The following is a 24,354-nucleotide window of genomic DNA, read 5'->3' as shown; positions in this document are numbered from 1 at the left end:
CACCGGGCGGAGTCCCCTGCGCAGCGGCTTTTCGTGGTATTTATTTCAGGTGGTTTCTCTCAATATGTATGCGTTTCTTCAACAATGGGACATGGCGGTGATTATGCTGCAGATTGTCGCCATCGACTTACTGCTGGGCGGCGATAACGCCGTGGTGATCGCCATGGCCTGTCGCAAACTGCCGCCGCAAAAACGCACCAAAGCGATCGTCATCGGCACCGTAGGAGCCATTCTGGCGCGCATCCTGCTGCTGGCGATCGCCCTGTATCTCCTGTCGCTGCCGTGGCTGAAAATAGTCGGCGCGTTGCTCCTGCTGTGGATTGGCATCAAGCTGGTCAGTGATGAGGAGGACGAGAGCGAGGTTGCCAGCTCAGGCAGCCTGTGGCGCACCGCAATCACCATCACCGTAGCGGATGTGATCATGTCGCTGGATAACGTGCTGGCGGTGGCTGCCGCAGGCAAAGGACACATTGCGCTGGTCGCCCTCGGCGTGGCGATCAGCATCCCGGTTATCGTCGCCGGCAGCAAACTGGTGCTGGCCCTGCTCACCCGCTTTCCCGCGGTGGTGCTGCTGGGCGGGATGCTCATCGGCTGGATTGCCGGCTCAATGCTAGTCAGCGACCCTACCCTCCGCCAGCTGTTTCCCACTGCCGGCGAGGGCATGGCGCGCCTGGCCGGCGCCATCGGCGCGCTGCTGGTGCTGTTCGCAGGCTGGCGCCGTCGTCAGCGGCCGCAGGCGAAAGACTAGCCTTGCCTAAGACGCCGTTGACCCCGACGGCGTCAAGTTTCCGCCACTTTTCTTCTCCTTCAGGGCGCATTTGCCCTACGCTTTATACAGACGCCTGATCCAGGGAATATGTAACCACCGCACTGAGCATAGATGAGATAACAGCATGGAATTGAAGGATTATTATGCCATTCTCGGGGTGCAACCAACCGACGATCTGAAAACCATCAAGACCGCCTACCGCCGCCTGGCGCGCAAGTACCACCCCGACGTCAGTAAAGAAAACGATGCCGAAGCCAAATTTAAGGATCTCGCCGAAGCCTGGGAAGTCCTGAAAGATGAGCAACGGCGCGCGGAATACGATCAGCTCTGGCAGCATCGCAACGATCCCGGGTTCGGTCGCCAGCAGCAGACCCACGAGCAGAGCTACAGCCAGCAGGATTTCGACGACATCTTCTCCTCCATGTTTGGCCAGCAGGCGCATCAGCGTCGCCGCCAGCACGCGGCGCGCGGCCACGACCTGGAGATCGAGGTCGCGGTGTTCCTTGAAGAGACGCTGGCCGAGCAAACCCGCACCATCAGCTATAACCTGCCGGTGTATAACGTGTTCGGCATGATCGAAAGCGAGACGCCGAAAACGCTGAATGTGAAGATCCCCGCCGGGGTGGCCGATGGACAGCGCATCCGCCTGAAAGGCCAGGGGACGCCGGGCGAAAACGGCGGCCCGAACGGCGATCTGTGGCTGGTGATCCACATCGCCCCGCACCCGCTGTTCGACATCGTGGGACATAACCTGGAGATCGTCCTGCCGCTGGCGCCGTGGGAGGCCGCGCTGGGCGCCAAAGTCACGGTGCCCACCCTGAAAGAGAGCATTCTGCTGACGGTGCCGCCGGGTAGCCAGGCAGGGCAGCGCCTGCGCATCAAGGGCAAAGGGCTGGTGAGCAAAACCCACACCGGCGATTTGTTCGCCGTTATTAAAATTGTGATGCCACCAAAACCAGATGAAAAAGCGCGTGAGATCTGGCAACAGCTGGCGACCGCCGAAGCCAGCTTCGATCCGCGTAAGACATGGGGGAAAGCCTGATGGCTACAGTAACAGTGACGTTTACCATTACCGAATTGTGCCTGCGTACCGGGGTGTCGGAAGAGGAGCTGACGGAGATTGTCGGCTTAGGCATGATTGAACCGCACCAGCCGCAGGCGGACACCTGGCTGTTCGACGACAGCGCGGTGACGATTGTCCATCGCGCGGTGCGCCTGCGTAACGAGCTGGAGCTGGACTGGCCGGGGATCGCGGTGGCGCTGACCCTGCTGGATGAGAACGCGCGGCTGACCCGCGAAAATCGCCTGCTGCAGCAGCGCCTGGCCCGCTTTCTCGCCCACGGATAGGGGCGACATCCCGGGTGGCGGCGTACCGTCTTACTGCCGGGTGGCGGCTACGCCTGACCCGGCCTACAAACTAAGCACAGCGCAAGCCGGGGAATTTCCCAGTCGCGGCGTTCCGCCTTACCCGGGCTACCGGACAGTGTAAACAGTAGCCCGGCTAAGCGCAGCGCAAGCCGGGGAGTTTCCCGGATAGCGCAAACCGCGAATAGCGCTTAGTCCGGCAGCGAACCGGCGAGGTTGCGCGCCGAAACGCTCTCGCTGACCGGCGCGGGCGGCTCCGGCGCCTTAGCCGAGGCGGCCGCTGGTGCGGCTGTCGGGGCGGAAGAGGCCGGCTGGATCTCAAGGAACGAGGCCAGCATCTTGCGCAGCGTTTCCGGTTTCGTGTCTTCCGCCAGCAGCGCCGCCAGCATCGACGGCAAGCGGCTATCGACTTCCCCTAACGCCAGCCCCGCCAGCAGCGCCGTGCGCGACATATCGCCGCGGTCGCCGCGATGGTGGGCCTCAATTTTTGCGTCCGCGAAGCGCTCGCTGGCGCTGATATCCGGGCGCAGGTAAATCAGCACTTTTCTGCGTTCCAGAGTCATAGACGCTCCTTAGCCAATAATTTTCAGACCACGCACCAGGGCGAACTGCGGCTCTTCAGCCACCACGAAACGGTCCTCACGCAGGCCCATACGTTCACGAATGGCATCGGCCACCAGCGGCGCGCCGCCGCCAATCACGATGGCATGCGAGTAGCCTTTAAAGCTATCGATAGCCGTCAGGACGCGGGTGGTCAGACGTTCGATGCTGTTAGTGATCACCTTTTTCACCTCAGAAACCGCATCCGGATCGTTGATGTTATCGGTCAGGTACGCTTCGTCATGGCGATTGATAATGATCTGGTCGACGTTATAGCTTGAGGTATCGGTGTTAGCCCGCGCCAGCGCCAGCTTAACGGCGTCGGTCACCAGCGATACGCCCAGCTTCGGGTCGCCGTAAATGCGCGATACCGAGGTCATCTGCCCGGCTACCATCGAGATATCGAGCGTGGTGCCGCCGAGGTCGATAATCAACACCGAATGGGAGGGCTTGAGTTCATCACACAGGCTAATGCCCGCCGGAATCGATTCCGGGCGCACGGTGACTTTGGTGATGTTGAAGACCACGCCTTTATTCAGCTTAACGTCGCGCAGCAAGCTCTTTTTCTTGCGCTCAATGTTGTCGAGGCGATATTGCGCATCCTCGTCATAAAATTCAGTCAGCGGCAGCGTCACGACGATTTCGACGTCCTGCGGCTCAAGACCGCTGGTCAGCAGCGCGTGATGGACAGCGATGGAGTTCAACGGGCTGTACTGCCAGTCAATATTATTGGTCGGGAGCGCATCGGGAGTGATCAGGTCGAATGAGTACTTTTCATCATCCACGGTGTAGTTAAAGGGCTTCCCGGAACCGAAGGTGGCAGACCAGCCGCGTTTAAAACTGTTGGGGCTGATATGGGTGAAAGTTTCGCCATCTTGCTCCCACAGCATTTTGATATTGGTTGAACCATCATCGATAAAAATGCGCATCGCATTGCTCCATCACTGAGACAAATAAGAGAAAAATGTAACACCCAAAAAGAGTAGCAAGAGTTAAAAAGCAGCGCAAGAGCACGAAAAAGAGACAATTCTGAGTTTTAATTGAGAATAATTGGAGCAAATAACAACCACATGAACCTAAAGAGAGAATATTTTGAGACAAATTAGAGAAATACGTTTTCTCTTTTCGTCCGCTTTCAACGCTCATTTTTGTCCAAAAAAGAGAGCATCCCTCCCCTCTTTCGTCAGCTGTTTTCGAACGCTTTTTACACCTGGTTGGGTACCACAATGGGCCGTTCCGGCTCAGCCACATTTTCCGGTACCCGGCGATATTTATCCAGCAGGTGAATCTGAATGCGACGCAGCATATCGCCGTTGAGCTTGTAATAGCGGAAATAGAGCAACAGCGTCAGGGCAAAAAAGAGCGTCGGCAGCGCAATCATAATCGCCTGCATCCCCAGCAGCGTCTGGGACGACTGGGCCACATTCGGCACGTAACCGATGATACCGAGCACAATGGCGATAAACCAGGCCGCGAACGCCGAGCCCGCTTTCACCACCAGCGTCTGCACCGAATAGGCGATACTTTCGCAGCGGATGTTCATCGTATATTCGCCGTAGTCGACGGTATCGGCCACCATAATAACCTGCAGCACCCAGAACAGCGCGGTACCGATATTCAACAGCACCCCAGCCAGCGAAATAAGCGCGATGTTATAGACCCCGCTCAGCGCCATCAGCAACAGCACGCCGCAGCCCAGCACCGGCATGATCGAGGCTCCCGCCCACAGAATACGTCGCGACAGCCCTTTCACCAGCCGCGGAAACAGCACTAACGTCAGCAGGTTCGCCGCGCCGGCGTAGGACATGTAATACGGGAACATCTCCGCGCTGCCAATCACGTAGGTAAAGTAGTAAATCGCAAAGCCAGCGATAATATTCGCCGCCGTGTTATAGGCCAGCGCCATGCCCAACAGGCAGGCCAGCTGATCGTTTTTATAGATCAGCGCCACCATCTGGCGCAGTGAGAGATGGCTGGCATCCTCGCTCACGCCGCTATCCGAGGAGTAAACCTCGTGGACGTTGCGCAGCGTGACGAGGGTGGAAACCACGAAGAAGGCGATCAACACCAGGGTGAACATCTGGAAACCGAAACCGCGGTCGGCGCCGCCCACGGCGCTGACAAACGGCAGCGTGACGCCGGCAGTGACGAATCCCGCCAGGCTGGCGAAAAAGCGTGGATACGGCACCAGCTGTTCACGTTCGCGTTTATCAAGGGTAATGGTCGGCACCAGCGACCAGAACGGCACATCCATGATGGTGTAGGTGAACCCCCACAGCAGATAGGTCAGCCACACCCATGCCAGCAGCGCCCCGCCGGAGAAGTAATGGGCGCTGAACAGCATATACAGCACTACCGAGTTGGTTATCGTGCCAATCAGGATCCACGGTTTGAATTTCCCCCATCGCGATCGCGTACAATTCACGATCCAACCCATGATCGGATCGGCTATCGCATCGAGGATCCGCGCCACCAGAAACAAGATGCCGACCACCCCAACCGACAGTCCAACAATATCGGTGTAGTAATACATCAGATACATGTAGACGATACCGATAGCGAAATCTTTACCAAAGGCACCAAATCCGTAGCTGAGCTTTGTTGTCATTGAAATACTCATAGGGTACAGGTCGCTGTCGCCAGCGCCTCCTTCAGTGTTTGATAGAGCATGCAGGACGCCGCCGGGTCGTTGCCCCCGGCGGCATGAGAAGATTAACGATGCAGCCAGGACGGCAGCCAGTCGCCGTGGCTGGCGATCAGATCGTCCACCAGCGCGTAGATCTCTTCGATCCCCAACACCGCGGCGGTGTGCGGGTCCATCATCGTGGCGTAATAGACGTAATCGCGATTTTCGGTGAGGATCGCCTCCGTAAGCAGCGTCTGCACGTTGATATTGGTCTGCATCAGCGCCGCCAGATGCGCCGGCAGCGCGCCCACTTTGGTCGGCTGAATGCCGTTGGCGTCCACCAGGCAAGCCACTTCCACGCAGCAGCCCTGCGGCAGGTTGTCGATAAGGCCGTCATTGCGCACGTTGCCATACACCACGCTTGGCTCGCCGGTCCAGATGGCGTTCATGATGGTGCTGGCATACTCGCGGGATGGCTTCACCTCGATGCGCTCGCCGCGCTGATAGCTCTCCAGCTCCTGATGCCAGTTGGCCAGTTGCTCGACGCAGCGTTTCGGGTATTCATCCAGCGGCACTTTATAACGGGCGATGAGGTCCTCGCGGCCCGGCTTGATAAACCATGGCGTGTATTCGGCAAAATGCTCCGACGACTCGGTCACAAAGTAGCCGAGCTTTTTGAACATCTCATAGCGGACGATGTTTTCGCAGCGCGGGTTGCCGTGCAGGTTAGGCTTCGGCGCCCGCCCGTCGGCGTAGGCCTGCAGCAGGTCGGGATAGATACTGACGTAGCTGCCGTCGGCGAGCTTTTTCTCCAGCGACAGATAGAACGCCATATGGTTGATCCCGGCGCAGCGGTAGCGTAAATCCGCCGGATCGAGGTCAAGATCGCGAGCCAGTTCTTCCGCCGTTCCCTGCACCGAGTGGCACAGGCCAACCTGTTTAATATGCGGGTAGCGGGCGTACATGGCCCAGGTGTTCATCGCCATTGGGTTGACGTAGTTAAGCAGGGTGGCGTCCGGGCAGACCTCGGTCATGTCGTCGCAGATGGCCCACAGGTGCGGTATGGTGCGCAGGGCGCGCATAATGCCCCCCGGGCCCAGCGTATCGGCGATGGTCTGCTCCAGGCCATGGCGTTTACAGACCTCAAAATCGGTGACGGTGCAGGGCTCATAGCCGCCAATCTGGAAGGCGACCACAACGAAATCAGCGCCCTGCAGGGCGGTTTTGCGATCGCGATGGCAGCTGATTTCGCCCTTCGCGCCGACGGAATCCATCAGCTTGCGCACCACGGTATGCGACTCTTCCAGTCGGGTGTCATCGATATCCATCAGCGCGACATGCGCCGATTTCAGCGCCGGGCGCTGGAAAACATCACCGAGAATATTTTTAACGAACACCGTCGAACCGGCGCCGATAAAGGTAATTTTTGGGGCGGTCATTACGCTCTCTCCATCAGGTCATTGAACCCTTGCAGAGTGGCACGCCGTTCAGCGTTGCGCTGCCCTGTTCCAACCGGAGCATTCCCGAAAGCTCAGATCGGCCATTAAGCGCCACAAAATCTGAGTTTTCGGGAACAGATTGCGCAAAAAGGAGAGAAAATGGGCCGATTCTTCCGCTAAGCTGTCGTCAGTTCTGGCGAAAAATGCAGCCACTCTGACAATTCAGGAATACGCTAACGATGGAATACCGCTTCACCTCCCTGCCCCCCGATCCCTTTATGTGCAGCAGCGATGAAAAGCAGAGCCGCAGCCCGCTGGCGCTCTACTCTGAGTATCAGCGTATGGATATCGAGCTGCGCCCGCCGCACGCCATGCCTACCAGCCACTGGCATGGCCAGGTGGAGGTCAACGTGCCGTTCGATGGCGACGTGGAATATTTGATTAATAACGAAGTGGTGCGCATAGAGAAAGGCTATATCACTCTGTTCTGGGCCTGTACGCCGCATCAGTTGACCCGCCCGGGGGATTGCCAGCAGATGGCGATCTTTAACCTGCCGATGCATCTGTTTCTCTCATGGCCGCTGGACCGGGAGCTGATCAACCACGTCACTCACGGGATGGTGATTAAATCCCTCGCCGCCCAGCAGCTGAGCGCCTTCGAGGTGCGCCGCTGGCAGCAGGAGCTGAACCACGACAATGAACAGATTCGCCAGCTGGCGATCGATGAAATCGCCCTGATGCTGAAGCGGCTGAGCCTCGCCGGCTGGCAGCCGATTCTGGTCAACAAAACCTCGCGCACCCATAAGAACAGCGTCTCGCGCCATGCGCAGTTTTATGTCAGCCAGATGCTGGAATTTATCGCCGCCCACTACGACCAGGCGCTGACCGTCAATGCCGTCGCCGAGCACGTTAAGCTCAACCCGAACTATGCGATGGGGGTATTCCAGAGAGTGATGCAGCAAACCATGAAGCAGTACATTACCGCCATGCGTATCAATCACGTGCGGGCGCTGCTGAGCGATACCGACAAGACCATCCTGGATATCGCCCTCACCGCCGGTTTCCGCTCCAGCAGCCGTTTCTACAGCACCTTTACCCGCTACGTGGGGATGCCGCCGCAGCAGTACCGTAAACTTAGCCAACAGCGTCGTCACGGTCTGGCCTTGCCGGAGGCATAAAAAATGCCGCCGGGGTTTCCCCAGGCGGCATGATTAGCAGTGAAAACAGTTAGTCGTTGATACGCGGATGCTGCTGCACCAGACGCGACCGTTTTGCCTGCAGATCGGCGATCTCCTGATCGATATCTTCGATTTTTTGTTCGATGTTATCGTAGTGCTCGCCAAGGATTTCTTTCGCTTCCTGAATATCCGACGCCGCCGGGGTCGCCCCTTTCAGCGGACGGTTAGCCGTCTCTTTCATCGACAGGCCCGTCGCCATACCCACCACCGCGATCACCATCAGGTAGTATGCCGGCATCATCAGGTTCTGGGTGGTCTCCACCAGCCACGCCGCCAGGGTTGGCGTCAGACCGGCAATCAGCACCGAGATGTTAAAGGCGCTGGCCAGAGCGCTGAAGCGGATGTGGGTCGGGAACATCGCCGGCAGCGATGAGGCCATCACGCCGATAAAGCAGTTCAGCACCACCGCCAGCAGCAGCAGACCGGCGAAGATCAGGCTCGTCACGTTGCTGTTGATCATAATGAAGGCCGGGATCGACAGGGCAAACAGCGCCACGCTACCAATCAGGATAAACGGACGGCGGCCGAAGCGGTCGCTGAGCATGCCGATAACCGGCTGTACAAACAGCATCCCGACCATGATGGCGATGATGATCAGCACCCCATGGTCTTCCGAGTAGTGCAGGTTATGCGACAGGTAGCTCGGCATGTAGGTCAGCAGCATGTAATAGGTCACGTTAGTGGAAATCACCAGACCGATACAGGTCAGCAGGCTGCGCCAGTGCTTAGTGGCAATCTCTTTAAAGGAGACCTTCGGCCCGTCCTGCAGACCTTCACGGTCGCCCTGCTCCATGGTGTCCACATGCTGCTGGAACGCCGGGGTTTCTTCCAGCGCATGGCGCAGATAGAGCCCGATGATGCCTAACGGCAGCGCCAGGAAGAACGGGATACGCCAACCCCACTCAAGGAAGTTCTGTTCCCCCACTACGCTGGAGATCAGGACCACCACGCCAGCCCCCATCACAAACCCGGCGATGGAGCCAAAGTCCAGCCAGCTGCCCATAAACCCGCGTTTACGGTCAGGGGAGTATTCCGCGACGAAGATCGATGCCCCGGTATATTCACCACCGACCGAGAAGCCCTGCGCCATTTTACACAGCAGCAGCAGGATCGGCGCCCAGATACCTATCGTGGCATACGAAGGAATAAGGCCGATACAGAAAGTACTTATCGACATGATCACGATAGTTATCGCGAGAATTTTCTGCCGACCATATTTATCGCCCAGCATCCCGAAGAACAGGCCGCCTAACGGACGAATTAAAAATGGAACGGAAAAGGTGCCGAGTGCGGCAATCATCTGCACGCTTGGGTTGGCATCGGGGAAGAAGACTTTACCTAAGGCGTAGGCCACAAAGCCGTAGACGCCGAAATCGAACCACTCCATCGCGTTGCCCAGGGAGGCCGCGGTGATCGCCTTTTTCAGTTTACCATCGTCGATGATGGTCACATCCTTAAGGGTGATGGGCTTTATTTTTTTCCTTTTAAGCATATTTTTCCTCTGCTACTCCGCCTTGAGTGCACGCCTCTTCGCCGAATGGCAAAGCCATTCGCATCGTGCGTCAGGAGCGGTGAATTGCTGTGCTCCTCATTTCAAGCGTAGCAGGTTTGCCTGCACTGTCTGCTGACAGAATGTACAACCGAACCTGTTGACGCCTGCTCTGACTACTGGTGAATAAATAGAGCGGCTCATCGTGATAATTGATGAAATTGACCTGCTCCCCTTTTTTACCCTAACAGTGTTTATATCTGCGATCAACTTCACATAAATTTACCGCCTAATTACAGAGTGTCGAAAAATAAATAAGTTCATTTCCTGCCGATCGCCCGGAAATTATTTCGTCGATTTTGCTCCACCTCGGGCGGTTAATTTCAGCGTTTATTCGCTTCTTCCCGGAATAACACCACGGCTATTTTTTATCAAAAAAACACCCGACAAAAGTGGGTGATTGCGCTATAATCACACCCACTTTCGGCTCTCAGCCACTGTTTAAAGGACCAACGTCCTGTTTTTCGACGACATCACGAGGAACGTCATGCAACTGCCACACTGCCCAAAATGCGATTCGACTTACACTTATGAAGACAACGGCATGTACATCTGCCCGGAATGCGCCCATGAGTGGAACCCTGCCGAAGCCACGGAAGAAACCGACGTTCTGATCGTTAAAGATGCCAACGGCAATTTACTGGCCGATGGCGACAGCGTCACGGTAGTGAAGGATCTGAAGGTTAAAGGCAGCTCTTCGATGCTGAAAATCGGCACCAAAGTGAAGAATATCCGCCTGGTCGAAGGCGATCACAATATTGACTGCAAAATTGACGGTTTTGGCCCGATGAAGCTGAAATCTGAATTCGTCAAAAAGAACTGATTTATTTCCGGGCAGGCGACGCGATTATTTTCCCCTATCGCCGTCGCCGCTCCCGATATCCTGACGGTCCCTCGCCTCCCTGCGTATCCGGTTATTTATCCGGCCAGCCGCCGCTATTTATGCTGCCCCCTGCAGCGGTATTCCCACCCCCATTTTCGCGCTGCCGTCTGGCTCAATCCCGCTGCGGGCGACTACGCTTTACGGGTTACGGTCACTGAGGTATTCACCATGTCCTTAAGTCCCTACCTTGCCTTTGCGGGCAACTGCGCCGAGGCGATCGCCTTCTATCAGCAGACGCTGGGCGCGGAGCTGATGTTTAAAATGACCTTTGGCGAAATGCCGCCTTCGGCGCAGGAAGCCTCTGACGGCTGCCCGTCTGGCCAGAAGATGGCGAATGACGCCATCGCCCACGCCAGCCTGCGCATCGGCAACGGCGAGCTGATGCTAAGCGACAGCGCCTTCGGGCCCGATGAACACTACGCCGGCTTCACCCTCGTCCTCGATCCCAGGGATGTCGCTGAAGGTCAGCGCTGGTTCGAAGCGCTGGCGGTCGGCGGACGCATTGAGATGGCCTGGCAGGAAACCTTCTGGGCCCACGGCTTCGGCAAAGTCGTGGATCGCTTTGGCGTTCCCTGGATGATCAACGTGGTCAAACAAGGCTGACCCCGCCAGGGCGGCCTGGCCGCCCTGTCATCCGTCTGGCATTAACTCTTCATCCTTTAGTCATCATCACTTAACCGAACTGCAACATAAACCGGTCAGGATCGGCTCACAACGCGAGGAAGCTCCTCGCCTATGCTGTGTGAGGCTTGATGACCATGCACCTGTCCAGACATCCGACCAGTTATCCCACGCGCTATCAGGAAATCGCCGCCCGGCTTGAGCAGGAGTTGCGCCACCACTATCGCTGCGGTGACTATCTGCCCGCCGAGCAGCAGCTGGCGACGCGCTTCGACGTTAACCGCCACACCCTGCGCCGGGCGATCGACCAGCTGGTTGAGCGCGGCTGGGTACAACGCCGTCAGGGCGTGGGCGTGCTGGTGCTGATGCGGCCGATCGATTACCCGCTCAACGCCCAGGCGCGTTTCAGCCAAAACCTGCTGGAACAAGGCAGCGATCCCACCAGCGAAAAACTGCTGTCGGTACTGCGCCCCGCCAGCGCGCACGTTGCCGAAGCCTTTGGTATTAGCGAGGGCGAGAACGTCATTCATCTGCGCACCCTGCGCCGGGTCAATGGCGTCGCCCTGTGCCTGATTGACCACTACTTCGCCGACCTGCGCTTCTGGCCGGTGTTACAGACCTTCAGCCACGGCTCGCTGCACGACCTGCTGCGCGATCGGCTTGACGTCGAACTGACCCGGGTGCGCACCAAAATCAGCGCCCGTCGCGCACAGGCGAAAGAGAGCAAACTGCTGGAGATCCCCAATATGGCGCCGCTGCTCTGCGTCCGCACCCTCAACAGCCGCCAGGGCGAGCAGGCCGCCACCGAATACTCCGTCAGCCTCACCCGCGCCGACATGATTGAATTCACCATGGAGCACTGAATGCACTTCGATACCGCCACCCGCCAGCGCTGGATGTCCGTGCTGGCCCACAGTGAACCGCAAGATCTTCTGGCGCGCATGCACTCCCTGCAGCTGGCGCCGGAGTATGAACTGATCCGCACTCCCGAGACTGGCCTGGTGCAGCTTCAGGCCCGGATGGGCGGTATCGGCGACCGTTTCTTCGCCGGCGACGCCACGCTCACCCGCGCCGCGGTACGTCTGGCCGACGGAACGCTCGGCTACAGCTGGATCTTAGGCCGCGACCGCCCGCACGCCGAACGCTGCGCGGCCATCGACGCCCTGCTGCAGTCACCCCGCCATTTTCACAATTTAATGGAAACCCTGATAACCCCGCTGGAAGCGCTACGCAGCGCGCGCATTGAAGCCCGACGCGCCGAAGTCAACGCCAGCCGGGTCGACTTCTTTACCCTGGTTCGCGGAGATAACGCATGACCTTACAACCCGCTTTTTCCCTGGCTGTGCAGGATGCCCAACACAGTTTTCGTCGCCTGCTGAAAGCGATGAGCGAGCCGGGGGTGATTGTCTCCCTGCAGCAGTTACAGCACGGCTGGCAGCCGCTGAACGTCGCTTCCACCAGCCTGCTATTGACCCTTGCCGATCACGAAACGCCGGTCTGGCTCGCCAGCGCTCTGCATAACGATCTGGTGGGACAGAATCTGCGCTTTCATACCGGCGCGCCGCTGGTGGACCAGCCGCAGCAGGCGGTCTTTGCCGTCGCCAATGACGGCATCAGCGCCGAGCAGCTCAACGTCCTCTCCGCTGGCACCGTCACCGCCCCGGAGACCGGCGTCACGCTGATCGTTCAGCTCGCCAGCCTTAGCGGCGGACGCATGCTGCGCCTGACCGGGGCGGGCATTGCCGAAGAGCGAATGATCGCCCCTCAGCTGCCGGACTGCATCATTGACGAACTGACGGAGCGCCCACACCCGTTCCCGCTGGGCATTGATCTGATCCTCACCTGCGGCGAGCGCCTGCTGGCGATCCCGCGCACCACTCACGTGGAGGTTTGCTAAATGTACGTTGCCGTCAAGGGCGGCGAGAAGGCGATCCGCGCCGCTCACGCCTTACAGGAACAGAAACGACGGGGCGATGGACGGCTTCCCGAACTGAGCGTTGACCAGATAGGCGAACAGCTCAATCTGGCGGTGGACCGGGTGATGACCGAGGGCGGCATCGCCGACCGCGAACTGGCGGCGCTGGCGCTCAAACAGGCCAGCGGCGATAACGTCGAAGCGATCTTCCTGCTGCGCGCCTACCGCACCACCCTGCCGCGGCTGGCGGTTAGCGAACCGATCGACACCGCCAAAATGCGTCTCGAACGCCGCATCTCGGCAGTGTACAAAGATATCCCCGGCGGCCAGCTGCTGGGCCCCACTTACGACTACACCCACCGCCTGCTCGATTTTACCCTGCTGGCAAACGGCGAAGCGCCTTCTGTGCAGCAAGCCGAGTGCGACACGCAGCCGACGCCGCACGTCTTTAGCCTGCTCACGCAGCAGGGTCTGGCGAAGGCCGAGGAAGATCGCGGCACACCGCCCGACGATATCACCCGCACCCCGCCGGTCTACCCCTGCTCACGTTCTTCGCGCCTGCAGCAGCTAATGCGCGGCGATGAAGGCTACCTGCTGGCGCTGGCCTATTCGACTCAGCGCGGCTATGGCCGCAACCATCCGTTTGCCGGCGAGATCCGCAGCGGCTACGTGCAGGTGGAGATTGTCCCGGAAGAGCTGGGCTTTAGCGTCAATATTGGCGAGCTGCTGCTCACCGAATGCGAAATGGTCAACGGCTTCGTCGCCCCGCAGGATGAGCCGCCGCACTTCACCCGCGGCTACGGTCTGACCTTCGGCATGAGCGAGCGCAAAGCGATGGCCATGGCCCTCGTCGACCGCGCCCTGCAGGCGGCGGACTATGACGAAGAGATTGCCGGTCCCGCCCAGGATGAAGAGTTTGTGCTGGCCCACGCCGATAACGTTGAAGCCGCCGGCTTCGTCTCGCATCTGAAGCTGCCGCACTATGTCGATTTCCAGGCCGAACTGGCGCTGCTGAAACGCCTGCAACGGGAGAACGAACGTGGCTAACCCACTGACTGGCTATAACTTTGCTTATCTCGACGAGCAAACCAAGCGCATGATCCGCCGGGCTATTCTCAAAGCGGTAGCCATTCCCGGCTACCAGGTGCCGTTCGGCGGTCGCGAAATGCCGATGCCCTACGGCTGGGGCACTGGCGGCATCCAGTTGACCGCCAGCGTCATCGGCGAGAACGACGTGCTGAAGGTGATTGACCAGGGCGCCGATGACACCACCAACGCGGTGTCGATTCGTCAGTTCTTTAAGCGTGTTACCGGCGTCGCCACCACCGAGCGTACCGAAGACGCCACCCTGATCCAGACCCGCCATCGCATCCCGGAGACGCCGCTGGTGGAGGATCAGATCCTGATCTACCAGGTGCCGATCCCGGAGCCGCTGCGCTTTATCGAGCCGCGTGAAACCGAAACCCGCACCATGCACGCCCTGGAAGAGTACGGCGTGATGCAGGTGAAACTGTATGAAGATATCGCCCGCTTCGGCCATATCGCCACCACCTACGCCTACCCGGTGAAGGTCAATGGCCGCTACGTGATGGATCCCTCGCCGATCCCGAAATTCGATAACCCGAAAATGCATATGATGCCGGCGCTGCAGCTGTTCGGCGCCGGGCGCGAAAAGCGGATCTACGCCGTGCCGCCCTATACCCCGGTGGAGAGTCTCGATTTCGACGACCACCCATTTACCGTCCAGGAGTGGGATGAACCCTGCGCCATCTGCGGCTCGCGCCACAGCTACCTCGACGAAGTGGTGCTGGATGACAGCGGCCAGCGGATGTTTGTCTGCTCCGATACCGACTATTGCCGCCAGCAGAGCGAGGGGCAGAAAAAATGAACCAGCCATTACTTGCTGTGAATAACCTGACCCATCTCTACGCCCCGGATAAAGGTTTTCGCGATGTCTCCTTCGAGCTGTGGCCGGGAGAAGTGCTCGGCATCGTCGGCGAGTCCGGCTCCGGTAAAACCACCCTGCTGAAGGCAATCTCCGCCCGCCTGACGCCGCAGCGGGGCGAGGTGCTGTACCAGCAGCGCTCGCTGTACGCCATGAGCGAAGCCGAACGCCGCCGCCTGCTGCGCACCGAATGGGGGGTGGTGCATCAGCACCCAATGGACGGTCTGCGTCGCCAGGTCTCCGCCGGGGGCAACATCGGCGAACGGCTGATGGCCACCGGCGCCCGCCACTACGGCAACATTCGCGCCACCGCTGAAAAGTGGCTGCAGGAGGTGGAGATCCCGCCCTCGCGCATCGACGACCTGCCCACCACCTTCTCCGGCGGCATGCAGCAGCGTCTGCAGATTGCCCGCAATCTGGTCACCCAGCCGAAGCTGGTGTTTATGGATGAACCCACCGGCGGGCTGGATGTGTCCGTGCAGGCGCGGCTGCTTGATCTGCTGCGTGGCCTGGCGGTGGAGCTGAATCTGGCGGTAGTGATTGTTACCCACGATCTCGGCGTCGCCCGCCTGCTGGCGAACCGACTGCTGGTGATGAAGCAGGGCCAGGTGGTGGAAAGTGGCTTAACCGACCGGGTGCTCGACGATCCGCACCATCCTTATACCCAGCTGCTGGTGTCGTCGGTGTTGCAGAATTAATGCTGTTTTGCCGGGTGGCGGCTGCGCCTTACCCGGCCCACAGGTGCGTTATTCGTAGGCCGGGTAAGCGAAGCGCCACCCGGCAACCCAACCTCGTGAGAGCTAACATGATCCGCGTTGAAAACGTCCATAAAACCTTTGTTCTGCACCAGCAGCACGGCGTGCGTCTGCCGGTGCTGGCCGACGCCTCGCTGACCGTTAACGCCGGGGAGTGCGTGGTGCTCCACGGTCACTCCGGCAGCGGCAAATCGACCCTGCTGCGTTCGCTGTACGCCAACTATCTGCCGGACAGCGGCCATATTCATATCCGCCACGGCGACGAATGGGTGGACCTGGTCACCGCCACGCCGCGCAAGGTGCTGGAAGTGCGCAAAACCACCATCGGCTGGGTCAGCCAGTTTCTACGGGTGATCCCGCGTATTTCGGCGCTGGAGGTGGTGATGCAGCCGCTGCTCGATCTCGGGACGCCGCGTGAAGCGAGCGCCGCCAAAGCCGCCCAGCTGCTGACCCGCCTCAACGTTCCGCAACGTCTGTGGCACCTTGCGCCGTCGACCTTTTCCGGCGGCGAACAGCAACGGGTCAATATCGCCCGCGGTTTTGCGGTCGACTATCCGATCCTGCTCCTCGATGAACCCACCGCCTCACTGGATGGCAAAAACAGTGCTGCCGTGGTCGACCTGATCCACGATGCCAAAGCGCGCGGCGCGGCCATCGTCGGGATTTTCCATGACGAAGGGGTACGCCGTCAGGTCGCCGACCGGCTGCACCCCATGGGAATAACAGCATGATTATCAATAACGTAAAACTGGTTCTCGACGATGACGTGGTCCACGGTTCGCTGGAAGTCCAGGACGGTCGCATTCTCGCCTTCGCTGAAAGCCAGAGCCGGCTGCCGCAGGCGCTGGATGGGGAAGGCGGCTGGCTGCTGCCGGGCCTTATCGAGCTGCATACCGATAACCTCGACAAGTTCTTTACCCCGCGGCCGAAGGTAGACTGGCCGGCCCACTCGGCGATGAGCAGCCACGACGCAATGATGGTCGCCAGCGGCATCACCACCGTGCTGGACGCCGTGGCGATTGGCGACGTGCGCGATGGCGGCGATCGTCTTGAGAATCTGGAGAAGATGGTCAATGCGGTGGAAGAGACGCAAAAGCGCGGTCTTAACCGCGCAGAGCACCGTCTGCACCTGCGCTGCGAGCTGCCGCATCACACCACGCTGCCGCTGTTTGAAAAGCTGATCGACCGCGAGTCGGTGAGCATGGTCTCTCTGATGGACCACTCGCCCGGCCAGCGTCAGTACGCCGATCGCAGCAAGTACCGCGATTACTATCAGGGAAAATATCATCTGACGCATGACGAAATGGACCGTTTTGAAGCCGAGCAGATGGCTCTGGCCGCCACCTGGTCGCAGCCCAATCGCCAGACCATCGCCGCCATGTGCCGCGCCCGCCGTATCGCCCTCGCCAGCCACGACGACGCCACCGAGGCGCATGTGGCTGAATCCCACCAGCTGGGTAGCGTCATCGCCGAGTTTCCCACCACCCTGGCCGCGGCGCAGGCTTCACGTCAGCACGGGATGCACGTCCTGATGGGGGCGCCGAATATCGTGCGCGGCGGTTCCCACTCCGGCAACGTCGCCGCCCACCTGCTGGCGAACCACGGTTTGCTCGACATTCTCTCTTCCGACTACTATCCCGCCAGCCTGCTGGATGCCGCATTCCGCATCGCCGACGCCGAGGATAACGCCTTCACCCTGGCGCAGGCGATCCGTCTGGTCAGCAAACATCCGGCGCAGGCGCTGGGCCTTGACGATCGCGGCGTCATCGCCGAGGGGAAACGCGCCGACCTGGTGCTGGCGCACCGTCGCGGCGAGCATGTCCACATCGACCATGTCTGGCGCCAGGGAAGGAGGGTCTTTTAATGCCGGGAAAACTGATCTGGCTGGTGGGCCCCTCCGGCTCCGGGAAAGACAGCCTGCTGGCGGCGCTGCGCCAGCGCGAGCACCCGCAGCTGCTGGTGGCGCATCGTTACATTACCCGGCCCTTTAACGCCGGTAACGAAAACCATATCGCCCTCAGCGAACATGAATTTTTTACCCGCGCCGAGCAGCATCTCTTTGCCCTCAGCTGGCACGCCAACCATACTTACTATGGCATTGGCGTGGAGATCGACCTGTGGCTGCACGCCGGCTTCGACGTGGTGGCCAATGGCTCCCGCGCCCATCTGGCGCTGGCGCGGGAACGCTACGGCGAGGTGCTGGTGCCGATCTGTCTCGCCGTCTCGCCGCCGGTGCTGCGCCAGCGGCTGGAGCAGCGCGGCCGGGAAAATGCGGTGGATATCGCCCAGCGTCTGGACCGCGCCGCGCGCTATAAGCCGGACGATTGCCTGACGCTGAATAACGACGGCAGTCTCCGACAATCGGTCGATGAATTTTTCCGCCTGCTGCGCAGCCACGCGGTGCGCGAAGCGGATCCGCTGGTATAAACCAAAGGTGACACGATGAGCCTGACCCTCCGCTTAACCGGCACCGGCGGCGCTCAGCTGGTGCCGGCCTTTGGCTGCGATTGCGCGGCCTGCCGCCGCGCCCGCCGCGAGGAAAGCCATCGCCGACGCCCCTGTAGCGGGGTGGTGACGTTCAACAGCGCAGTGACGCTGCTGGACGCCGGCAGACCGGATCTGATGGAACATCATCCCGCCGGCAGCTTTCAGCAGGTGCTGCTAACCCACTATCACCTGGATCATGTGCAGGGGCTGTTTCCGCTGCGCTGGGGCGTGGGCGCGCCGATCCCGGTCTACGGCCCGCCGGACGACGCCGGCTGCGACGATCTGCTCAAGCACCCCGGCCTGCTCGACTTCAGCCATACCGTCACGCCGTTTGTGGTGTTTGAGCTGCAGGGCCTGCGGGTAACGCCCCTGCCGCTCAACCATTCGAAGCTCACCTTCGGTTATCTGCTGGAGTCGGCCCACAGTCGGGTAGCCTGGCTCTCGGATACCGCCGGGCTGCCGGACAAGACGCTGAAGTTTTTACTCAGCAACCGCCCGCAGGCGATGATCATCGACTGCAGCCATGAGCCGCGGGCGCAGACCCCGCGTAACCATAACGATTTCAATACCGTTCGCGCCCTTAACCAGGCGATAGGCTGTCCGCGGGTGATCCTCACCCATATCAGCCATCAGTTTGACGTCTGGATGATGGATAACCCGCTACCGGAAGGTTTCGAAGCGGGTTATGACGGGATGGAAATCGTGCTGGATTAGGCGTCGGTCTGCTGCGGGGCGATCAATAGTCATCGTCCAGACGACGCTGATCGCTTTCTAACTGGCGGCGATCGCGATCGAGCTGGCGCTGGCGTTCATCCAGCTGACGGCGGCGATCGTCCAGCTGGCGTTGCCGATCGTCATGCTGACGCTGGCTGTCACGGCTCTGCTGGCGACTTCCCTGATAGCGCCCGTCATCATACCGGCCATCGTCATCGTATCTGTCGTCGTCATCAGAGCGACTGCTACCCGGGTTATAGGCGTCGTTAATGGCTTGCTGAATATTGCCGATCGCGTCATCGATAATATCGGCGCGGGCGGCCAGGCTGGTCAGCGACAGAGTGCAAAAGAGCAGTGCGATTGCGTAACGTTTCATCGGGGCCAATCTCATCAGAGTCCTGCCGCTACCTTAATCATCGGCATGCCGCCCGGGTAGCGGAGGAATCTCAAATCCTCGCGTACGCTGCACTCAGCGCCTGCGCCAGTTGAGCGCGGGTAAAGGGCTTACGCAGCCACTCCACCTCCGGCAGGGCCGGGTTCTGCGCCGGGCGCAAATCCTGACCGCTGATCAGCAGCACCGGCAGCGCCGGAAAGCGGCGGCGCGCGGTATGGATCACATCGGCGCCGCTCAGCCCGCCGGGCAGCATCAGATCGCTAATCAACAGGGCAATATCCGGCGAGGCCTCCAGCAGCTGCAGCGCCTCTTCCCCGCTGGCGGTTTCCAGCGTCAGCCAGCCCAGCTGATGCAGCTGTTCGCACAGCGTCTGGCGAACATCCTCTTCATCTTCCAGCACCAGCGCCAGCCGTTCTCCCGCCGGGATTGGTTCGTCTTCCACCGGCACCGCCGCCTTCTCTACCTCGGTCATCGCCCGCGGCAGCTGCAGCCGCACCGTCGTCCCCTGCCCCGGCGCGCTCTCCAGCGCCACCCGGCCGCCCGACTGGCGCACAAAGCCATACACCATCGACAGCCCCAGGCCGCTGCCGCTGCCGGTGGCTTTAGTGGTAAAGAAGGGTTCAAACACCCGGGCTTTCACCGCCTGCGACATGCCGCAGCCGTGATCGATCACCTCCAGAGCCACCATATCCTGCCGCTGGCCGCTGCTGCGGGTGACCCGCTGATTCCAGGTACGAATTTTAATGACGCCCGCGCGCCCGGCCATGGCGTCGCGGGCGTTCATCACCAGGTTAATCAGGGCGTTTTCCAGCTGGCCGACGTCTATCCATGCCGGCCACGCCGGCGACTGCGCCTCAATCTCCAGGCTCAAGGTCGCCGGCAGGGAGTGACGCATTAGCTCGCTGAGGTTCTCCAGCAACGGCGCCATCGCCACCGCCTGGGGATGCAGCGCCTGCTTACGCGAAAAGGCCAGCAGCCGCTGGGTCAGAAGCGCCCCGCGTTCCGCCGCCTTCAGCGCCCTGGTGAGGCGTGGCGCATCCTGCGCATTCGGCTCCACCAGCTCAAGGCTGCCGATGATCACCGCCAGCAGGTTGTTAAAATCATGCGCCAGGCCTCCGGTCAGTTGGCCGACGGCCTTCATCTTCTGGCTGTGCAACAGCGCCTCCTCCAGCTCCTGACGCTTAATCCTATCGATCTCCATCTGGGTGGTCTTCTCTTTCAGCAGCCGGGTGGTGTGCTCCAGCGACGCCGTATTGCGCGCGAAAACGTTAAAGGCGCGCGCCAGTTCGCCCAGCTCGTCGCGCCGCTGCAGGGCCGGCACCGAGACGTTCGGCTCTCCCTGAGCCAGCCGCGACATCGCCCGCGAGATAGCGGTCAGGTTAGAGCCCAGGTTACGGTAGATGTACCACCCGGCGCAGCCGGTGATCGCCAGCGCCAGCAGCGCGGAAAGCAGAATAAACATGCTGATGGAGCGCAGCTCCCGATGGCTCTGCGCCGCCCGCTGTTCGGAGGCTTCCGCCACCCGGGTCACGTACTGATTGATGTCGTCGTTAAGCAGCGCGACCAGCGCTTTGATGTGGTACATGTACCAGCTGATCGTCAGGTCGCTCTCCTCCAGCTGGGCCGACAGCGGGGCCAGCTTCGCCAGCTCCCGGGTGACGTCGGGGAGAACAAACGCCAGCGCGGGATCGGCGCTTTGAGCCGGCAGGTCGCCGCGCAGCTGGTCGAGCTGCAGAACGATCGACCGCGGCGTGACGGTATGGATCGCGGCGGCGATCAGCCGGTCCATCTCGGCTAGCCGACGAGGATCGATCGCCCGGTCCCCGCCGCGATCGTTAAGATCGGCGAGATGGCGCAGGTTGCTCTGATTCTGGTAAAGCGAACTCAGCAGCGCATTGCGCTGCAGATGACGACGCTGGCCGCGCTCCAGCATCTCCGCCACGCTCCGCTGCAGCGCGTTGCTGCGGCGAATAATACTGGCCACCAGCGCCTCCTCCTGCTGCGCCAGCAGAGCCGCTGCCAGCTGAGCCAGCGAGTGCTTCAGCGCCTGCTGCGTCGCCAGCAGCCGTTCCGCTTCGCTTTTGTACTCCAGCGCGCCCACCACCTGCGACAGGCGCACCGCGGCCGTGGCGACATTCGCCGTGTCCCGCGCCAGATCCATACTGCCGCGCATATCGTTGAGGGTCTGGCGCTGCACCTGCTCCTGCAGCTGGCTGGCGTGGTGAAAGCCGAACACCGCCACGCCGCTCACCAGCAGGGTGACGACCACCATCAGCAGATTAAAGGAGAGCAGGCGGCCACGGGCGCTGGTGAAAAACGGGTGTCGGCGAGCGGTCATAGCAACTCCGGTGAAGGAACGGTCGGCATATAGGCGTGACGGTGCAGAAAATGACGCCGCGTAACTGTGATCGCGGTTAACTATTTATCACTATGACAAATATGAATGGATTCTGACATCCTGCATTTATTTTCCGGTGGTGGACTGCTGCTATTGTTCTCGCAGACAGGAGCGCCGTGATGACCGCCACCCCGGTACTGGAAATGCGCCATATCGCCAAAGCTTTTGGCAAATTCTACGCGCTAAAGGGCGTCGACCTGACGGTCTGGCCCGGCGAGATCCACGCCCTGATGGGGGAGAACGGCGCCGGAAAAAGCACGCTGATGAAGATCCTCGCCGGCGCCTATACCGCCACCAGCGGCGAGATCCTGATCGACGGAAAACCGCAAACGATCCGCGGCCCCAAGGACGCGCTGGCCGCCGGGATCACGTTGATCTACCAGGAGATGCAGCTGGCGCCGAACCTGACCGTCGCGGAAAACATTTTCCTCGGCAGCGAGCTGGCGCGCGGTGGCCTGGTGCAGCGCAAAGCCATGCTCAGCCAGGCGCAGGCGGTGATCGACCGTCTCGGCGCCCAGTTCAGGGCCAGCGACCGGGTGATGACCCTGACCATCGCCGAGCAGCAGCAAGTGGAGATCGCCCGCGCCCTGCACCGTCAAAGCCGCATTCTGGTGATGGATGAACCCACCGCCGCCCTCTCCTCGCGGGAAACCCAGCGCCTGTTCGACCTCATCCTGCGCCTGCGCGATGAGGGGATGGCGATTATCTATATCAGCCACCGCATGGCGGAAGTGTATGAGCTCTCCGACCGGGTCAGCGTCCTGCGCGACGGGCAGTATGTCGGCAGCCTGGTGCGCGACAAGCTCAACGCACCGGAGCTGGTGCGCATGATGGTCGGCCGTCCGCTCAGCGATCTGTTCAATAAAGAGCGCGATATTCCCCGCGGCCAGCCGCGCCTGCGGGTCGAGGATCTGACCGATGGCGGCAAGGTTAAGCCCAGCAGCCTGGTGGTGCATGCTGGCGAAATCGTTGGCCTCGCCGGGCTGGTCGGCGCCGGACGCTCCGAGCTGGCGCAGCTGATCTTTGGCGTGCGCAAAGCCACCGGCGGGGTGATCGAGATCGACGGCGAGCCGGTGGTGATCCACTCGCCGCGCGAAGCCATCGACCATGGAATCGGCTTTCTGACCGAAAATCGCAAAGAGCAGGGCCTGTTTCTCGAACTGGCGGCCCAGGAAAACATCACCATGGCGACGCTGGAGCGCGACGCGACCTGGGGGATGCTCAATCGCCGTAAGGCGCAAACTATTTCCGATGACGCCATCCAGCTGCTGAACATCCGCGTGCCGCACGCCCAGGTGCGCGCCGGCGGACTGTCCGGCGGCAACCAGCAGAAGCTGTTAATTTCGCGCTGGGTGGCGATTGGCCCACGCATTCTGATCCTCGATGAACCCACCCGCGGCGTCGACGTCGGCGCAAAAAGCGAGATTTACCGCATCATGAACGACATGGCGCGCCAGGGCGTCGCTATTCTGATGATCTCCAGCGAACTGCCTGAAGTGGTGGGCATGAGCGACCGGGTCTATGTGATGCGCGAAGGGACTATCGCCGGCGAGCTGCAGTCCGGCGATATCAGCCAGGAACAGATCATGACGCTGGCCACCGGCGTGAACGATTCTCACCTTAAGGCAGGGCAACTATGAGCATACCGAAAGAGACCTCCGCGCCGGTCGCGACATCCGCTTCGGCGAAAAAAATGCTGATGGGCGACCTGATGCAGACCGTCGGCATTCTGCCGATCCTCATCCTGATCGTCGCCGTCTTCGGCTTTATCGCCCCCAACTTCTTCACGGAAAGCAATCTGCTGAATATCACCCGCCAGGCCTCGATCAACATTGTGCTGGCGGCGGGAATGACCTTCATCATCCTCACCGGCGGCATTGACCTTTCCGTCGGCTCCATTCTCGGCACCACCGCGGTGGCGGCAATGGTGGTCTCGCTGATCCCGGAGCTGGCGTTGCTGTCGATTCCGGCGGCGCTGATGCTCGGCCTGCTGCTCGGCCTGTTCAACGGCGCGCTGGTGGCCTTCGCCGGGCTACCGCCGTTTATTGTCACTCTCGGCACCTATACGGCGCTGCGCGGCGCCGCCTATCTGCTGGCCGACGGCACCACGGTGATCAACTCCGATATCAGCTTCGAGTGGATCGGCAATGACTACCTCGGCCCGGTGCCGTGGCTGGTGGTCATCACCCTGGCGGTTATCGCGGTGTGCTGGTTTATCCTGCGCCGAACCACCCTTGGGGTGCATATCTACGCGGTGGGCGGCAACATGCAGGCGGCGCGGCTGACCGGCATTAAAGTCTGGCTGGTGCTGTTGTTTGTCTATGGCATGAGCGGCCTGCTCTCCGGCCTTGGCGGAGTGATGAGCGCCTCCCGGCTGTACAGCGCCAACGGTAACCTCGGAGTCGGCTACGAGCTGGACGCCATCGCCGCGGTCATTCTTGGCGGCACCAGCTTCGTCGGCGGGATCGGCACCATCACCGGTACGCTGGTGGGGGCGCTGATTATCGCCACCCTCAATAACGGTATGACCCTGATGGGGGTCTCCTACTTCTGGCAACTGGTGATCAAAGGGGCGGTGATCATCATTGCGGTGCTGATCGACAAATACCGTACCCGACATCATCAAAGTGCATAACAACACCATCTTACCTGCGAG

25 protein-coding genes and 1 pseudogene are annotated in these 24,354 nt (G+C 60.6%); 19 read left to right on the top strand and 7 right to left on the bottom strand.

Annotated elements, in window-relative coordinates; translation table 11 throughout:
• Positions 1–64 precede the first annotated feature (64 nt).
• The 3 genes from ACQUTP_RS19150 to cbpM all read left to right on the top strand — a co-directional run bounded on the left by ACQUTP_RS19150 (position 65) and on the right by cbpM (position 2,116).
• Positions 65–748: a TerC family protein gene (locus ACQUTP_RS19150; RefSeq protein WP_004206393.1), complete on the top strand. Its 684-nt coding sequence runs from the start codon at positions 65–67 to the stop codon at positions 746–748.
• A gap of 145 nt (positions 749–893) precedes the next feature.
• Positions 894–1,811 (top strand): curved DNA-binding protein, encoded by a 918-nt coding sequence (gene cbpA / locus ACQUTP_RS19145; protein ID WP_023319528.1) that lies wholly within the window; start codon positions 894–896, stop codon positions 1,809–1,811.
• The gene (gene cbpM / locus ACQUTP_RS19140; protein ID WP_002885324.1) at positions 1,811–2,116 is read left to right on the top strand and encodes a chaperone modulator CbpM; all 306 of its coding nucleotides are present in this window, start codon (positions 1,811–1,813) and stop codon (positions 2,114–2,116) included. Before cbpA ends, cbpM begins: the two co-directional genes overlap by 1 nt.
• A gap of 209 nt (positions 2,117–2,325) precedes the next feature.
• On the opposite strand, the gene ACQUTP_RS19135 is transcribed toward cbpM, so the two are convergent.
• The 4 genes from ACQUTP_RS19135 to ACQUTP_RS19120 all read right to left on the bottom strand — a co-directional run bounded on the left by ACQUTP_RS19135 (position 2,326) and on the right by ACQUTP_RS19120 (position 6,799).
• The gene (locus ACQUTP_RS19135; RefSeq protein WP_049004452.1) at positions 2,326–2,697 is read right to left on the bottom strand and encodes a plasmid partitioning/stability family protein; all 372 of its coding nucleotides are present in this window, start codon (positions 2,695–2,697) and stop codon (positions 2,326–2,328) included.
• Between the two features lie 9 nt (positions 2,698–2,706).
• A complete protein-coding gene (gene parM / locus ACQUTP_RS19130; RefSeq protein ID WP_049004453.1) occupies positions 2,707–3,663 on the bottom strand; it encodes a plasmid segregation protein ParM domain-containing protein in 957 nt (318 codons plus the stop codon).
• Positions 3,664–3,938: 275 nt separating this feature from the next.
• The gene (melB, locus tag ACQUTP_RS19125; RefSeq protein ID WP_285755497.1) at positions 3,939–5,354 is read right to left on the bottom strand and encodes a melibiose:sodium transporter MelB; all 1,416 of its coding nucleotides are present in this window, start codon (positions 5,352–5,354) and stop codon (positions 3,939–3,941) included.
• A gap of 92 nt (positions 5,355–5,446) precedes the next feature.
• Complete coding sequence (locus ACQUTP_RS19120) at positions 5,447–6,799, bottom strand: alpha-glucosidase/alpha-galactosidase (RefSeq protein WP_285755499.1); 1,353 nt, start codon at positions 6,797–6,799, stop codon at positions 5,447–5,449.
• 239 nt (positions 6,800–7,038) lie between these two features.
• Here ACQUTP_RS19120 and melR point away from each other — a divergent pair, with 239 nt between their 5' ends.
• Positions 7,039–7,977, top strand: coding sequence for a transcriptional regulator MelR (gene melR, locus ACQUTP_RS19115; RefSeq protein ID WP_004206385.1), 939 nt, complete (start codon positions 7,039–7,041; stop codon positions 7,975–7,977).
• A 49-nt stretch (positions 7,978–8,026) separates the two neighbouring features.
• Here the strand turns inward: melR and proP are convergent, their stop codons facing one another.
• Positions 8,027–9,529 carry a glycine betaine/L-proline transporter ProP gene (gene proP / locus ACQUTP_RS19110; protein WP_023291673.1) on the bottom strand — a complete coding sequence of 501 codons (1,503 nt, stop codon included), beginning with the start codon at positions 9,527–9,529 and terminating at the stop codon, positions 8,027–8,029.
• A 187-nt stretch (positions 9,530–9,716) separates the two neighbouring features.
• Between proP and ACQUTP_RS19105 the strand changes: the two are divergent.
• From ACQUTP_RS19105 to phnP, 13 genes and pseudogenes are all read left to right on the top strand, one after another.
• Positions 9,717–9,986 (top strand): annotated as a pseudogene (locus ACQUTP_RS19105) (hypothetical protein).
• An 87-nt stretch (positions 9,987–10,073) separates the two neighbouring features.
• Positions 10,074–10,409 carry a zinc ribbon domain-containing protein YjdM gene (locus ACQUTP_RS19100; RefSeq protein WP_004206382.1) on the top strand — a complete coding sequence of 112 codons (336 nt, stop codon included), beginning with the start codon at positions 10,074–10,076 and terminating at the stop codon, positions 10,407–10,409.
• Positions 10,410–10,637: 228 nt separating this feature from the next.
• Positions 10,638–11,072: a VOC family metalloprotein YjdN gene (gene yjdN, locus ACQUTP_RS19095; RefSeq protein ID WP_032456862.1), complete on the top strand. Its 435-nt coding sequence runs from the start codon at positions 10,638–10,640 to the stop codon at positions 11,070–11,072.
• A gap of 155 nt (positions 11,073–11,227) precedes the next feature.
• Entirely contained in the window at positions 11,228–11,953 is a 726-nt protein-coding gene (gene phnF / locus ACQUTP_RS19090; RefSeq protein WP_004206378.1) for a phosphonate metabolism transcriptional regulator PhnF, read from the top strand.
• Positions 11,954–12,406, top strand: a complete 453-nt coding sequence (phnG, locus tag ACQUTP_RS19085; protein ID WP_004206376.1) for a phosphonate C-P lyase system protein PhnG — start codon at positions 11,954–11,956, stop codon at positions 12,404–12,406. It begins immediately after the preceding gene.
• Complete coding sequence (gene phnH / locus ACQUTP_RS19080) at positions 12,403–12,987, top strand: phosphonate C-P lyase system protein PhnH (protein ID WP_004206375.1); 585 nt, start codon at positions 12,403–12,405, stop codon at positions 12,985–12,987. The genes phnG and phnH overlap by 4 nt, the downstream gene beginning before the upstream one ends.
• Positions 12,988–14,052 (top strand): carbon-phosphorus lyase complex subunit PhnI, encoded by a 1,065-nt coding sequence (locus ACQUTP_RS19075; RefSeq protein ID WP_017900090.1) that lies wholly within the window; start codon positions 12,988–12,990, stop codon positions 14,050–14,052.
• Positions 14,045–14,893, top strand: coding sequence for an alpha-D-ribose 1-methylphosphonate 5-phosphate C-P-lyase PhnJ (locus tag ACQUTP_RS19070; RefSeq protein WP_002885202.1), 849 nt, complete (start codon positions 14,045–14,047; stop codon positions 14,891–14,893). The genes ACQUTP_RS19075 and ACQUTP_RS19070 overlap by 8 nt, the downstream gene beginning before the upstream one ends.
• Positions 14,890–15,648: a phosphonate C-P lyase system protein PhnK gene (gene phnK / locus ACQUTP_RS19065; RefSeq protein WP_004206373.1), complete on the top strand. Its 759-nt coding sequence runs from the start codon at positions 14,890–14,892 to the stop codon at positions 15,646–15,648. Before ACQUTP_RS19070 ends, phnK begins: the two co-directional genes overlap by 4 nt.
• Positions 15,649–15,755: 107 nt before the next feature.
• On the top strand, positions 15,756–16,436 hold the full coding sequence (phnL, locus tag ACQUTP_RS19060; RefSeq protein WP_004206372.1) for a phosphonate C-P lyase system protein PhnL: 681 nt from the start codon (positions 15,756–15,758) through the stop codon (positions 16,434–16,436).
• On the top strand, positions 16,433–17,569 hold the full coding sequence (gene phnM / locus ACQUTP_RS19055; protein WP_004206370.1) for an alpha-D-ribose 1-methylphosphonate 5-triphosphate diphosphatase: 1,137 nt from the start codon (positions 16,433–16,435) through the stop codon (positions 17,567–17,569). Before phnL ends, phnM begins: the two co-directional genes overlap by 4 nt.
• Positions 17,569–18,132, top strand: coding sequence for a ribose 1,5-bisphosphokinase (gene phnN, locus ACQUTP_RS19050; protein WP_004206368.1), 564 nt, complete (start codon positions 17,569–17,571; stop codon positions 18,130–18,132). The genes phnM and phnN overlap by 1 nt, the downstream gene beginning before the upstream one ends.
• 15 nt (positions 18,133–18,147) lie before the next feature.
• Positions 18,148–18,906 (top strand): phosphonate metabolism protein PhnP, encoded by a 759-nt coding sequence (phnP, locus tag ACQUTP_RS19045; RefSeq protein WP_004206367.1) that lies wholly within the window; start codon positions 18,148–18,150, stop codon positions 18,904–18,906.
• A 22-nt stretch (positions 18,907–18,928) separates the two neighbouring features.
• On the opposite strand, the gene yjdP is transcribed toward phnP, so the two are convergent.
• The gene (gene yjdP, locus ACQUTP_RS19040; RefSeq protein WP_004206366.1) at positions 18,929–19,282 is read right to left on the bottom strand and encodes a DDRRRQL repeat protein YjdP; all 354 of its coding nucleotides are present in this window, start codon (positions 19,280–19,282) and stop codon (positions 18,929–18,931) included.
• 70 nt (positions 19,283–19,352) lie between these two features.
• Entirely contained in the window at positions 19,353–21,638 is a 2,286-nt protein-coding gene (locus ACQUTP_RS19035; protein WP_285755502.1) for an ATP-binding protein, read from the bottom strand.
• A gap of 179 nt (positions 21,639–21,817) precedes the next feature.
• On the opposite strand from ACQUTP_RS19035, the gene ACQUTP_RS19030 reads away from it, so the two are divergent.
• Together ACQUTP_RS19030 and ACQUTP_RS19025 are read left to right on the top strand one after the other, a co-directional pair.
• Positions 21,818–23,338: a sugar ABC transporter ATP-binding protein gene (locus ACQUTP_RS19030; protein ID WP_032456860.1), complete on the top strand. Its 1,521-nt coding sequence runs from the start codon at positions 21,818–21,820 to the stop codon at positions 23,336–23,338.
• Positions 23,335–24,333, top strand: a complete 999-nt coding sequence (locus ACQUTP_RS19025; RefSeq protein WP_285755503.1) for an ABC transporter permease subunit — start codon at positions 23,335–23,337, stop codon at positions 24,331–24,333. Before ACQUTP_RS19030 ends, ACQUTP_RS19025 begins: the two co-directional genes overlap by 4 nt.
• The last annotated feature ends 21 nt before the right edge of the window (positions 24,334–24,354 follow it).

The organism is Klebsiella sp. 2-CIP_Kleb., assembly GCF_050378715.1.
GTDB classification, from domain to species: Bacteria; Pseudomonadota; Gammaproteobacteria; order Enterobacterales; family Enterobacteriaceae; genus Klebsiella; species Klebsiella quasipneumoniae.
Note: the sequence above shows the minus strand (reverse complement) of the source record. Positions and strands in the feature narration are given on the sequence as shown.

What these genes read in the sequence shown, in the direction of transcription:
- proP (WP_023291673.1), bottom strand. Translation starts at nt 9,529, where the DNA reads ATGCTTAAAAGGAAAAAAATAAAGCCCATCACCCTTAAGGATGTGACC.
- melR (WP_004206385.1), top strand. Translation starts at nt 7,039, where the DNA reads ATGGAATACCGCTTCACCTCCCTGCCCCCCGATCCCTTTATGTGCAGC.
- ACQUTP_RS19035 (WP_285755502.1), bottom strand. Translation starts at nt 21,638, where the DNA reads ATGACCGCTCGCCGACACCCGTTTTTCACCAGCGCCCGTGGCCGCCTG.
- parM (WP_049004453.1), bottom strand. Translation starts at nt 3,663, where the DNA reads ATGCGCATTTTTATCGATGATGGTTCAACCAATATCAAAATGCTGTGG.
- phnP (WP_004206367.1), top strand. Translation starts at nt 18,148, where the DNA reads ATGAGCCTGACCCTCCGCTTAACCGGCACCGGCGGCGCTCAGCTGGTG.
- ACQUTP_RS19075 (WP_017900090.1), top strand. Translation starts at nt 12,988, where the DNA reads ATGTACGTTGCCGTCAAGGGCGGCGAGAAGGCGATCCGCGCCGCTCAC.
- phnL (WP_004206372.1), top strand. Translation starts at nt 15,756, where the DNA reads ATGATCCGCGTTGAAAACGTCCATAAAACCTTTGTTCTGCACCAGCAG.
- ACQUTP_RS19100 (WP_004206382.1), top strand. Translation starts at nt 10,074, where the DNA reads ATGCAACTGCCACACTGCCCAAAATGCGATTCGACTTACACTTATGAA.
- phnN (WP_004206368.1), top strand. Translation starts at nt 17,569, where the DNA reads ATGCCGGGAAAACTGATCTGGCTGGTGGGCCCCTCCGGCTCCGGGAAA.
- yjdN (WP_032456862.1), top strand. Translation starts at nt 10,638, where the DNA reads ATGTCCTTAAGTCCCTACCTTGCCTTTGCGGGCAACTGCGCCGAGGCG.
- yjdP (WP_004206366.1), bottom strand. Translation starts at nt 19,282, where the DNA reads ATGAAACGTTACGCAATCGCACTGCTCTTTTGCACTCTGTCGCTGACC.
- phnG (WP_004206376.1), top strand. Translation starts at nt 11,954, where the DNA reads ATGCACTTCGATACCGCCACCCGCCAGCGCTGGATGTCCGTGCTGGCC.
- phnM (WP_004206370.1), top strand. Translation starts at nt 16,433, where the DNA reads ATGATTATCAATAACGTAAAACTGGTTCTCGACGATGACGTGGTCCAC.
- ACQUTP_RS19135 (WP_049004452.1), bottom strand. Translation starts at nt 2,697, where the DNA reads ATGACTCTGGAACGCAGAAAAGTGCTGATTTACCTGCGCCCGGATATC.
- phnF (WP_004206378.1), top strand. Translation starts at nt 11,228, where the DNA reads ATGCACCTGTCCAGACATCCGACCAGTTATCCCACGCGCTATCAGGAA.
- ACQUTP_RS19030 (WP_032456860.1), top strand. Translation starts at nt 21,818, where the DNA reads ATGACCGCCACCCCGGTACTGGAAATGCGCCATATCGCCAAAGCTTTT.
- phnK (WP_004206373.1), top strand. Translation starts at nt 14,890, where the DNA reads ATGAACCAGCCATTACTTGCTGTGAATAACCTGACCCATCTCTACGCC.
- ACQUTP_RS19120 (WP_285755499.1), bottom strand. Translation starts at nt 6,799, where the DNA reads ATGACCGCCCCAAAAATTACCTTTATCGGCGCCGGTTCGACGGTGTTC.
- ACQUTP_RS19025 (WP_285755503.1), top strand. Translation starts at nt 23,335, where the DNA reads ATGAGCATACCGAAAGAGACCTCCGCGCCGGTCGCGACATCCGCTTCG.
- ACQUTP_RS19150 (WP_004206393.1), top strand. Translation starts at nt 65, where the DNA reads ATGTATGCGTTTCTTCAACAATGGGACATGGCGGTGATTATGCTGCAG.
- phnH (WP_004206375.1), top strand. Translation starts at nt 12,403, where the DNA reads ATGACCTTACAACCCGCTTTTTCCCTGGCTGTGCAGGATGCCCAACAC.
- melB (WP_285755497.1), bottom strand. Translation starts at nt 5,354, where the DNA reads ATGAGTATTTCAATGACAACAAAGCTCAGCTACGGATTTGGTGCCTTT.
- cbpM (WP_002885324.1), top strand. Translation starts at nt 1,811, where the DNA reads ATGGCTACAGTAACAGTGACGTTTACCATTACCGAATTGTGCCTGCGT.
- cbpA (WP_023319528.1), top strand. Translation starts at nt 894, where the DNA reads ATGGAATTGAAGGATTATTATGCCATTCTCGGGGTGCAACCAACCGAC.